The following is a 13,643-nucleotide window of genomic DNA, read 5'->3' as shown; positions in this document are numbered from 1 at the left end:
CGCAAGGTAACCTAATCATTGCTCGTCCATTGATGACAGGTGACGCAGGAGATCGCTATGGCTATACCGATGACGGGCAACTGCTTGGCGCAGATGCTTCAGCCTATCTTGGTGCGGCTATCGACTGGAGTGATGACACGACTAACACTTGGACCGGTGATCTCACCAATGAGGCAGTCGCACTGAGCTATGGTATCCGTGAGTCTGAGCTTACCAGCACACAAAAGGTTGCAGGCGCGACAGGCAGTATTATCATTGCGGTAACTCATACGACAGGTAGTACCATCAGTAGCATTGGTTCAGGAACGCAATTATTAAGTAGCAAAACGGGTACTAACGGGGTTACTACGTCTTTAATTCGGATAACTCAAGCAGGCTTTAAGCAGTTAGAAGTGACAGGGCAAGGTACTACTAAAGTAAGTATCCAACTTGCTGGTGATATAAACCAAGATGGTAATGTTGACAGTCTCGACTCTGCACGGTGGGATGCCGCTTTTGCAGCAACAAATGCTACAGCAGACTTCAATGGTGATGGTAATATTGATGCCAGTGATCGGCAGATATTGTTTGCCAATTACGGTTTTAAAGCCAATCGCGCGCCCGTGGGTGTGCTTAGTGAAGAGGAACGCCAAGCATTTGATCGTACTCATGTCGATTTGGGTACGCAGGCAAGTCTTAATGATATCGCTCAAGACCTAGAAGGCGATGCTGTTTTCTGGCAAGTGATAGGTGGTACTCATGGGGCTGGTAAGCTGCTTGCAGATGGTAATACTTTGGTATTTACACCTGAGACAGGTTATACAGGCAAGGCGACAATAGCACTACAGGCTGATGATGGCTTTAGTACCAGTCAACCGATAGAGCTGACGGTTAATATCAGTGATGCCCGTTTAGTTATGATCAATATTGAGCGTATAACAGGCCTAGGTATAGGCAGTGGCGATAGGCTACAGCTCACTGGTGACTTTGAAGATGAATCAGGTGTTTACTTACCTGCTGATTATGTACGTTTTGTGTCTAGTGATGACAGTGTGATTTCTGTTGATGTGTTAGGTAATGTGCAGGCAGTGGGCGCAGGGCAAGCGGTGGTTAAGGTCATCGCTCGCGGCATCGAAGGGGTCAATGCCTTTAGTGTGAGCTTAGATGGTTATATACCAAATAGCTATGACGATATCGAAGTCGATGTCTATCCATTAGCAGTCACACTGCCATTGCAAGGACAAAGGCAGCTAAAAGTAACGGATATCGATGGCAATCGTATTGATGCTGCTGATAAGGGTACAACTTATTATATCAGTGATGACAGTATAGCGACCATTACCGCTGACGGTATGATACATGCGAAGCAGACTGGTACTGCTAAAGTATCCGTCATCAACAACAGTAGACAGTATGATCTGCTACTCAAGATAAAAGAGCCAATCACTGGTACGGCCACCATCACGCAAGGCGATGGTACAGTAGTGCAAGATACCAATGGCAATCAGTTGATGATAGCACCTGGGTCACTTGCTGATGGTACTGAGGTATCTATCAATGAGGTGGCGTTAGATGATGTGGGGATGCCACTTCCTGCTCCAGATGTGATCACCTCGCTGACAGCTTTTGAGATAAATATTGGCGACGATAAATCTGATCTACCATTACAGTTAGCAATTAAAGTACCTAAACAAGCTATCAATGCGGAAACAGGGGAGCTTGAAGAGCTAGTTGCTGGTACTGAAGTCATGTTCTGGAAAAAAGGTACTATCCGTGACGTAGATGGTACTGAGCATGATACTTGGTGGCTAGTCGATAACGGCTTTATTGATGCTGATGGTATGGCACGGACGGCAAGCCCGCCATACAAAGGCAGTGGTTTCTCTGGTACTTACATGACTAGTTATCGTCAGAGTCAAGAACAGTATGATACTGGTGAAGTAGAAGTTAAGGGAGTTGATATTAACTCTGCCATATGGCATGCAGGAGCTGCCGCAGGTATTGCAATGCGCTTTGCAGGCGGAGGACTTTCTGGAGCAATGGCAGGTATTTCAGCGATTGGAATCTTTGCTTCGATGGCAACGTCTTCAACAGTTGTTTCTTATACAATTACTGGGGCTTATAAACGCGTATTACCATCTAACGCATTTGATATCGTAGATTCAGAAATCACATTCCCTGATATTCCTTCTTCTCAGTCATTCACACCAGTAATTACTAAGTTGAAATATCTTTCAGAGGATAGGAAGCTTAGTGTTACTGCAAAAGATGTCATTCCAAACGAGCAGTCTGCTGAAAACTTTGATGTAAAAGTTTGGCTAGTGCCTCGTGGTAACCAGATTGAAAATCCAACTGGTAACGATATAGATCCAGATAGAGGGCTAATCTGGCAAGGATTTAAAGTTACTGCAAAATCTACTTCAGATGAGCAAACGCTCACCATAGATCTGCCTCAAGGGGTTTCACTATCCATGCATTCTGTATACATAGAACGCATAGTTAAGGCATCCTCTGATGGCGGTAATGAGTTAATTGGTTTACCTATAGATAGCAATCCTGTTCAAGCATGGAAACTAGGTGCAGAGGAAGTCATTGTCACGACGAATAATGCCATACACATATACAATCATGAAAAGAATGAACAAGGAGTAACAACATCAACTAAACTTGTCAAAACTATTAAAGAATACCAGTTAGGCGATAAATTAGATAAGAAAGCCGTATATATGAGAGGCATAGTTTCTGATCAAATTGTTTATACTAATGATGGCACATTAGCATTTATTCTCTCTCCTAACGCTGTAAACAATAAAGATAAAATCTTAGTGTTAGACACTCAAACACTAGAAATTATTCATGAAATACAAACCGATAATTTTGAAAGTGGTTTGACCTCACTAGTTGTGGATAATGATTGGTTATATGTTTCTACTGGTGGTTATCATTCAGGTACAGCTGGTCGTTTAATGCGTATTAACATTGATCAATTAGATTATGATTTTATGACTGAAAAACAAGTCATAGACTTAGGTGTCACACCTCCTAACGGTTATTGGGATATGGCCATTAATAATGGTAGTTATCTTGCATTAACCTCTCCAAATTCTACAAATCGATATGGTTCAGGTTTCAACATGCTTGGAGGTAATGTCTATGTTATAGATCTCAACGATATAGACAATAAAGGTGATTACTCTGGTAAAGCTGTGGAGCTTACTGGTGATGACTTATCAGAAAGTAGTGTGCCAAGAGGTAAGCTACCTCAATACATTGCTTCAGGGTCTGGTAATGGTGAGTTCATTTTGTCTAGCAAAAAGGACAAATATAACGGCTTGACGACTATCACATTGAACACTGATGACAAGGGTAAATTAAAAGGTGATGCAATAGTCAAAAATCAATCATTACTTGAAGAGAAAACCTTTTTACAAAGACAGTATATTCAAAGAATTCAATCCGCTTCTGGAGTGGTTGTCATCACGTATACGGATGAAAAAGGAGTAAGCAACGAATACGCTATCGTTGGCGACGATTTTAGAGTAAATGATGCACCATTTTGGAATTTTGATGATGGTTTCGGTGCTGGTAAGCAGTTTGGCGGCAAACTAGGTATCGTTAAAGACCCATTCAATAAAAAAGAAGGACCAGTCTTTCTAGGTTCTACTACGCCTATTGCAGTACCACCAGGTAGTTTCCTAGTACCGGGTATGGTATGGGATTTAGAAATTGGTGCAGATGGCATGCTATACGGCAATGTATGGACGGATAACCATTTTTATAACGATAATGGTGAAATAGGGGGAACCTTCTTTAACAAGAATCTATTTATATGGGATGCTGCTAAACTCATTGAAATTGCAGAGGCTAGCTACTTGTCTCGTGACGGCAATACGGGCTTACCATTCGATGTGATACGTGGAGCAAGTGGAAAGTATGTTCAGGAACAATCTGTTGCACCACAAAAAATAGAAGGAACTCGTATAGGCGATAGCGATAAGACCGATTATTTTGGTTGGATACTTGGTATAGGAAGGTACGCCTCCAACACTCAAGTAGCACATTTACAAGCAACTGGAGCGTCTGAGTATTTCAAATTAGTAACTGACCCTTATTATGGTAAAGGCGCTACAGATAATGTCTATACTTCTGGTGATACACTTGGATTTGGTATCTCTAAAGAGGAGGTCGCTAAGCAAATCGCAGAGGGTACTTTCAATCCATTTACGTATTATCTAAAGTCGGGGATATACAATACGTGGGACTTTGCAACGCTAGGGTTTGTAGGCAGGCAGGGCGATCGCATTAACGATTTTGAATCTGGCAAAATCGACTACTCGCAATTCGTGCAAGCTGGATTTATTGATGCGTTTGGTACTGTAGGAAGTCTAGCGATAGGCGGTCAGGCTGGTATTCTCGCTGAAGCACGTTACGGTGCTGGCTACAGGGCATTGTTGGCTGAGTCTCTAGCATTTACGGCTACTGATCAATTTGCTCAGTCGCTTATATACAATATCTCAGATGGCAAAACAGGTGGCAATCAACTAGGGTTCGCTCAAAGTGTGTCATTAGATATGCTGATTGGTTCTGGACTGCATTTGTTAACGAGACTGGGTTCTGGTGCCAAAGTCATCTCTAAAGCACCGACAGAGGGTAATCCTCTTAACTATAAAATAGTACAACCGACTATTCGAGCAGATGTCGATGCTAAGTATTTATATACCAAAGCCGATACCACAGGTAGAAGTATGATACTGGGTGATGGTGGTAGATTTCAGTCAGCAATCTCGGGTGAGTATATTGAGATACCTAAGTTTGGAAGCGTTACCTCTAAAGGCGCTACAGAGTGGATAGAAAAACAAGCAAAAGAAATCGAAGCGATCAAGAATAAAATACTTAAAACCAATCCGAACATGGCTAAAGAAGATTTAGCGATAGCCGTGATTAATATTCGTAATGCATTTGTAAACTCTGCAAGAGCTTCAATTGCTGATAAACGAGTATTTACTCAGTTAGAGAAAAATAGACCGATATGGAGTTTAAAATCCAAAGAACAGGAGCTCGCTAAGCTTGGCTATAGTGGAGATGCTCTATACAACAAACTTATAGATGATGCTATCGACCCTAAAGCACTTAAGCTAGAAACGAAGCATGTACAATGTTTTCCAGCGGGAACTTTAGTTCACACTGATAAAGGCTTAGTGCCGATCCAAGATATTAAAGTAGGTGATATGGTGCTGTCACGTCCTGAGTGGGGCAGTAATAATGCGCCAACTGAATACAAACGCGTGATTAGATCATTTTGTTCAGGTGAAGACGAAATTATAAGATTAAGCTGTCAAAAGGATAGTGAGTACGGCGATCCAGATGCTCTAAGGTATTTTGAATTCATGACTCCTAACCATCCAATTTGGGATCAGACATTAAATGATTGGATTCCTGCCTCTAAGATTGAAATAGGTACATTGCTATCTAGTATAGAAAACGAAGATAATTTAAGAGTTTTAGAAGTCGATGTAGTTTGGGACAGTTATACCAAAGGTATAGGCATTACTTATCCCATTTATAGCGACGAGAGCGAAGTCGATTTTATGGTGAATTTCAATAATCAAGGATATAAAGTTCACTCTGACAAATTCGTATCCGACTATTATATCTCAGATGCTAAAGCTACCAAATTTGATTTGAAATACTCAAAAGAAGTTTTCAATAACTATGAAAATAGATCATGGGCAGGAAACCGTAAACCTATTAAGGTACCTGTTTACAACTTAGAAGTTGAAGGTTTTCATACTTATTTTATTGGTGAGCAAGCAATTTGGGTTCATAATGATAATTGTTTTTATGAGTATTTACCTAACTTAGTACGTAATCAATCTCCATTACCGAAAAACATACTACCAAGAACTACAAATGTTTCAAGAGTAGATACTTTACCTGATTATGTTAACTGGACACCTACTAATAACAATATTGATGAAATGTTTGGTAAATCTCCCGAAAAAGGCGGAATTTTTGCTGTACCTGATACATATCGAAATTCTTCAGCAGGATCTTTTGAAAGAGGTGTGTGGGGAGCTAGATTTGATAATGATCTTGGTAGATCGAATAGTCATATTGAATATGGAGTAGTGTTTGATCACCCTCGATCTCCTTATGCAAACGTTAAAAATCATAGAATGTACGAAGGAATTAAAAAATTAGATAATGGTAAAGTTCAAGTAATTGATAGAAAAAGGTATACATGGGCTAACGAAGACAGAAAGTTTGTTGTTGATTTAGATGATCCTAAGGTTAAGCCTTACCCAGTTTCATTGACATCAACTAACCTAGTAGAAGGGATGTATCGTGATGTGTTAGCTATGAGTAGAAACGTAGATACTATTGATTCAGTTATATATTCATTTCATACAAAAAATTCAGTTGAAGTATTCGATACAGCTCTTAGAGATAAAATTATTCAGCCTGATTTTGGTGGCATAAAACCTCCTAAAGATTGGTTGGATGATAAAGGAAATGTATTAGTTAGTGGACAAAAAATGCTTGAGGATGTTCAGAATGCTATCTTGTCGGGTAAGATTAAAGGAGTTTTTGATACGTTTAACTATCAGTTAGTAGACTTAGAGGGGTCTTCAACTACAGCGCTCAACCAAACTGATATCACTAAGCTATTACCAGTAGCGAAAGATTATTGGCTACAGGCTGGGGCATCGCAGCAAGTTCTTGATAGTTTGCGGTTTAACATTGCAGACCTTGATACCAATGTCGCTGCCATCACAGAAGCGGCTCAAATCACCCTTGATGCGTCAGGTGCAGGATGGGGCTGGTTTGTAGACAGTACGCCTGATCTTAATGAAGAGTTCTTGCAGGGTAGTAGTCATGGATTGGATGCTGTGGCGGGTAGCGAAGCCGCAGGTAAGCTTGACTTACTTACCGTGCTCATTCACGAGATGGGTCATGCCCTCGGTATGGAGCCTAAGCTAGATGACGACGTTATGACTCAGCTACTAGACCCAGGCAAGCGCCGTTTACCAAGCGAGCTTGATGCCTTGTGGTTACAGCGTAATGCTAGTGATCAAGTAGCCCGCACTGGTGAGCGAGTATTACAAGCCAAAGCATGGCAAGCACCAACGACCTTAGAGCAGTTAAGCAACAGCAATTTTGCCAATGCTGGCGAAAACTGGCTCCTCTCAGGTGACATTCGTTTTAACAATGTTAATCATAGTGCCACGTTAGTTGAGTCTGATAATGTTAACACTAGCCTGCGCCAAGCCTTTAGCCTAAATGCAGACAACCGTCTACTTAGCTTTACTATAGCCGACAGTGATCTTAATAAGGCGACTAAGCAAGCTGGCGATGCATTTGAAGCCGCACTATTGAGCGCCAAAACAGGCGAGGCAGTAACGAAAATTACTGATCTAACTCGTACCGATAGCTTACTTAACGTTCAAGCTGACGGCAGCGAGCAGGTTGCAGGTGGTGTACAAAAAGTCTTAAATGCGGATGGTACCTCTACTTATTACATCGACCTTACCAACTGGTATCAAGACCAAGTAACTCATGGCGCTAGCACGGACGTATTACTGAGCTTTGATTTGCTTGGTTTTGGAGATGCTGATAGCAAAATCACGATCCGAGATATCAAATTAAGCAGCGATCCTATTGCCTCTAATGATAGTTATGTATTAGAAGAAGATACGGTATTGACGGACAGTGTCCTTGCCAATGATATCTTGTTAAGTAGTGGCGTTCAGACAGTATCAGTGGTTACTCAGCCACAGCATGGCAGCGTGACACTAGCAGATGATGGTAGCTTTAGCTATACACCAGATGCCAACTACTTCGGTACGGACAGCTTTAGTTATCAATTTACCGATAGTGAAGGCAACGTCAGTAATATCGCGAGCGTTGAGCTAACGATTGATCCTGTTAATGACGCGCCTGTCATTGATATGGACGTACTACAAGGCTTGATTGATGGACAGGATGTTGTTGCTGGTAAGGCGGTCACGCTATCACTTAATGCGACTGGTACAGATGTAGAAGGTGATGCGCTCAGTGTCGTGATCACTCAGCAACCTGAAAATGGATCATTGACGCGCCAAGCGGATGGCAGCTATGTATGGCTGTTTGATGAAGAATATGAAGGCGCTGGCAGCTTTAGTTATGCCATTACTGATGGTGCAGACATATCAGAGCCAGTACAGGTACTATTGACTGTATTGCCATCGAACAAGCCACCAGTAGCCACCGATAGCACTCTAACTTTGCTAGAGGATGGCACGGTTATTATTCCATTGAGTACGTTAGGTAGAGACGAAGATGGCGATGCGCTGACGATCAGTATTACCCAGTCGCCAGTACATGGGTCTTTAGCACAGCAAGTTAATGCCGATGGTGTGCTTGAGCTTGTCTATACGCCGGTGCCTGATTACTTTGGTATGGATAGCTTTAGCTATACCTTAGCCGATGACAAAGTCAGCTCTAATGAGGCGACAGCTACCTTGATGATATCAGCAGTCAACGATGTGCCAGTGACGCAGGATGATAGCGCGATGACTGATGAAGATAGAGCAGTGACGATTAGCGTTCAGAGCAATGATGATGATATTGATAGTGCGGTATTGGCTACTCAGATCGTCACTAATGCTCAGCATGGTGTTATTGCTATTAATGATGATGGTAGTATCACTTACACGCCAAACGACGACTATCATGGTGAAGACAGCTTTAGCTATGTCCTAAACGATGGTGAAGCTATTAGTAACACCGCGACCATTCGTATTACCATCACCCCAGTCAATGATGCACCAGAGCTGACCGGTCAGCAGCTGACCATCGCTGAAGACACCAACTTAGTAATCAACCCACTGCTCACAGCAAGCGACGTGGATGGTAACGCCCTAACGGTCATCATCACCGCACAGCCAAGTCATGGCAGCCTCAGTCAGCAGACTGATGGCAGTTATATCTACCGTGCTGATGAGAACTATCATGGCACAGACAGTATTAGCTACTACGTTACTGACGGTGAGTTGCAATCAGCCGAGCGTATGATTGAGCTAACGATCACACCTGTGAATGACGCGCCAGAGCTAACAGGTCAACAGCTGACTATCGCAGAAGATACTGCACTAATTATTAATCCTTTAGCGACAGCTAGTGACATTGATGGCGATGATCTAACTGTCGTCATAACTAATAAACCAGTACACGGCATTTTAACTCAACAAGCAGATGGTACTTATATCTATCAAGCCAATGTTAATTATAATGGTTTTGATAGCTTGAGCTACTACGTCACTGACGGCGAGCTACAATCTGCCGAGCGGGTAATTGATTTAACGATTACGCCTGTGAATGACGCGCCAGAGCTGACCGGTCAACAGTTGACCATCGCTGAAGACACCAACTTAGTGATCAACCCACTACTCACAGTAAGCGACGTGGATGGTAACGCCCTAACGGTCGTCATCACCACCCAGCCAAGTCATGGCAGTCTAAGTGCCCAAGCAGACGGTAGCTATGTCTACCGTGCTGATGAGAACTATCATGGTACAGACAGCATTCGCTACTACGTCACTGACGGTGAATTGAAATCTGCCGAGCGGGTAATTGATTTAACAATTACGCCTGTGAATGACGCGCCAGAGCTGACCGGTCAACAGTTGACCATCGCTGAAGACACCGATCTAGTGATCAACCCACTACTCACAGCAAGCGACGTGGATGGTAACGCCCTAACGGTCGTCATCACCACTCAACCAAGCCATGGTACGCTTAATAAACAAGATGACGGTAGCTATGTCTACCGTGCTGATGAAAACTATCATGGTACAGACAGCATTCGCTACTACGTCACTGATGGCGAGTTGCAATCTGCCGAGCGTATGATTGAGCTAACGATTACGCCTGTCAATGACGCACCAGTACTCACCGGACAAGCATTGACGGTAGCAGAAGATACTGCACTAATCATTAATCCTCTAGCGACAGCTAGTGATATCGATAGCGATAACTTAATGACTGTCATTACAGCTCAACCTAAGAATGGTAGCTTAGTTCAACAAGCAGATGGTACTTATCTCTATCAAGCGAACGCTAATTACCATGGTAGTGATAGCCTGAGCTACTATGTGACTGACGGTGAGTTGCAATCAGCCGAGCGTATGATTGAGCTAACGATCACCCCAGTCAATGATGCACCAGAGCTGACCGGTCAGCAGCTGACCATCGCTGAAGACACCAACTTAGTAATCAACCCACTGCTCACAGCAAGCGACGTGGATGGTAACGCCCTAACGGTCATCATCACCGCACAGCCAAGTCATGGCAGCCTCAGTCAGCAGACTGATGGCAGTTATATCTACCGTGCTGATGAGAACTATCATGGCACAGACAGTATTAGCTACTACGTCACTGACGGCGAGCTACAATCTGCCGAGCGGGTAATTGATTTAACGATTACGCCTGTGAATGACGCGCCAGAGCTGACCGGTCAACAGTTGACCATCGCTGAAGACACCAACTTAGTGATCAACCCACTACTCACAGCAAGCGACGTGGATGGTAACGCCCTAACGGTCGTCATCACCACGCAGCCAAGTCATGGCAGTGTCAGTGCACAAGCAGATGGCAGCTATATCTACCGTGCTGATGAGAACTATCATGGCACAGACAGTATCCGCTACTACGTCACCGATGGTGAATTACAATCTGCCGAGCGTATGATTGAGCTAACGATTACGCCTGTCAATGACGCACCAGTACTCACCGGACAAGCATTGACGGTAGCAGAAGATACTGCATTAATTATTAATCCTCTACTATCAGCCAGTGATGTGGATGGTGATAACTTAACTACTGTCATTACCAAGCAGCCCGAACATGGCACCTTAGTTAAACAGGCTGATGGCAGCTATATTTATCGTGGTCATGAGAACTATCATGGCGCGGACAGTATCAGCTATTACGTGACTGATGGTGAGCTACAATCAGCAGAGCAAGTTATTGAACTAGCCATTACGCCAGTGAATGATTCGCCAGTAGCGAGTGATAGCTTAGTAACTGGTATTGAAGACACGAGTTATCTATTTGACTGGTCAGACTTTGCCATGAGCGATGTAGAGGGTGACCGTCTGACGTTACGCATTGTTGAGCTACCACACTTAGGTGCGATTCAGCAGCGATTGGCTGATGGAAGCTGGACAGCAGTATTAGCAGGCGCTATATTCGACCAGCGTGACATCGATGCAGGAATACTGCGCTTTGTTCCATTACATAATCAGTCAGGTGGTGCAGGCTACACCGCAGCGGGTTACGGTGATCAGCAGCAGCACTATACGGCTATAGGCTTCGTTGTGAATGACGGTCAGTTAGACAGTCAAATGGGAACGGTAACTATTGATATTGATGCGCTTACGGATGCGCCTATACTAAGTGCCACACCGAAACCGTCGACATCGAATGTATTTGCCACCGACTTTGAGGGAATTGCTAATAACAATACCAGCTCCACCTTATTGGTACAAGACATGCTAGATGGTTGGCAGTTGATTAAGCAAAACCCTAGATACTGGCAGCAGTGGAAAGAGCTATTTAAGCAAGGCAAGTTGCCTTATGGTAATGATGGCTTTGAGATATGGCATAACGGCGATGTCATGGTTGACAAATGGAATGTCGGACATCGTGTGAGTGCGAGCGACAATGGCGATGCAACTGGAGTAAGTAATACCAGTTGGCTAGAGCTAAATGACGCGACCAAACACAGTAGCCAAACGTTAGGCTTAGAGCGTGAGATCCAAACGGTAGAGGGCGCTGAGTATCAGCTTAGCTTTGACTATGCAGGTCGCAACGGATTTGATGAGCGCTACACAGGGATAAGTGTCTATCTGGGTACGACACTGCTTAAGCAATATAGTGCCACGAGTGCTAGAGACGCATTAGATTGGCATACTGTTGAGGTGGATTTTGTTGGATCTGGTCGTGCCGAGATGCTACGTATTGTCATAGACAGTGATGTCAATCACCCGCACGGTAGAGGCGCGATGATAGACAATGTTAGGCTAGATGAGGCAGTGAACACTTATAAAGAAGATCAGCCTATTGCCCTAAGCAGTATTCAAGCGGCTCTGATGGATACGGATGGTTCAGAGGCGCTGACATTGACGTTAGCAGGTTTGCCTATCGGCACTCACTTGGGCGATGGCAACCATAGCTGGTCAGTGACAGAAGAATCACCTATTGATATCACTGCATGGCAATTGGATAACTTACAGCTCACTCCGCCATCTGGGTTCAGCGGTGACATTGCTGCTACTGTGGTTGCTACCAGTACGGAGCTGAGTACCGGAGTTTCAGCCTCGCAAACACTAACGTTACCAATATCAGTAGATGCGGTAGCAGACAAACCAATCATTGAGCTGGTGGAGCGTGATATTCCGACTCGCCAAGTGGTTCATACCGATTTTGAAAACGTGACGAATTGGAACAAAGACAGTGACACGTTGTATTGGTTTAACAGTGGTAATACGGGTGGCAGTGTATGGAATGCAACTAGTGCTAAATGGGGTAAGCTCGTTGGTTTTGAATTCTTTAGCAAAGAAGACTATGTCACTACCGCTAACGGCAAAAAAACTAAGCTGACAGCGTCGCCTTCTGGAAACCACTGGCTCATGCTACACGACGGTGTCACTCTCGATGGTAGATACAAATCAAGCCAGCTGTTGGGTATTGATAAAAACATAACTACTATCAAAGACGTGCTCTATACTATCAGCTTTGACTACTCAGCTATGTTAGAACTAAAGAGTGATAAGTTGAGCCGTATTGAGATATATGCCAATGGTAAGTTGTTGGGTAGCCATCAAGGGGTTAGTGCTAACAATCTAAACTGGACAAACTTAAGCTATGACTTCATTGGTACTGGTAATAATACGTCAATACAAATACTACTAGATGGTGTAGCCATTAATGACCAGTCCTCAAAAGGTCGCATGGCTATGATAGACAATCTATCAGTAGTAGAGACGTTGACAGCGCGCATCGATGATCAAGGTGCTCACTTATATGCTCTGGCAGGTATATCAACACCATTACCGCTTATAGATATCAGTAGTAGTGATAAAGATGGTAGTGAAGCGTATTCATTACAAGTCGTTGTGCCGTATGGCGTGACGATCAGTGATGGTACGTATAGCATTACTAATCCATACCGTAATCCTATCACTATGGACTTGACGGGTATGGACTTGAGTAAGCTGACACTACAAACATCAGAACGCTACTGCGGTGATCTAGCGCTGACACTGATTGCAAAAAGTCGTGAAATTAGTAATGGTAGTGACGCCATGAGTACCTATGATATTAAGGTCACGGTACTACAAGGTGAGCCTGCTATTGTAAATAACGCGTACATCACAAGTACGCTGTCCCCATCAAGCGTACAACATGAGGCTGTGGTCGATATGCAAATAGATAACCCAGTACTTAACGTAAGGAAAAAGCAGGCATCTCCTCATGCTAGTGCGCCAGTATCTAATAAGCGGTCAAGCAAAATGGATATTACTATTGTAGCCGGTCAACCTATACGTTTTGATGACTTCGATGCCACGGATAACTGGTTGGCAAATATGGAGTCAAAGGCGCACACAAGGTGGTTAGTTTAA

1 protein-coding gene (cut by a window edge) is annotated in these 13,643 nt (G+C 43.5%); it reads left to right on the top strand.

Features of this window, described 5'->3' with window-relative positions:
• Positions 1-13,643, top strand: the final stretch of a protein-coding gene (locus tag ACHEVO_RS01650) for a tandem-95 repeat protein (protein WP_394123665.1). It extends 24,811 nt beyond the left edge of the window; the window shows 13,643 of its 38,454 coding nt (coding positions 24,812-38,454); its start codon lies off the left edge, out of view; it ends in the stop codon at positions 13,641-13,643.

It is taken from the genome of Psychrobacter nivimaris (assembly GCF_043419765.1).
In the GTDB taxonomy this organism is placed as follows: domain Bacteria; phylum Pseudomonadota; class Gammaproteobacteria; order Pseudomonadales; family Moraxellaceae; genus Psychrobacter.
Note: the sequence above shows the minus strand (reverse complement) of the source record. Positions and strands in the feature narration are given on the sequence as shown.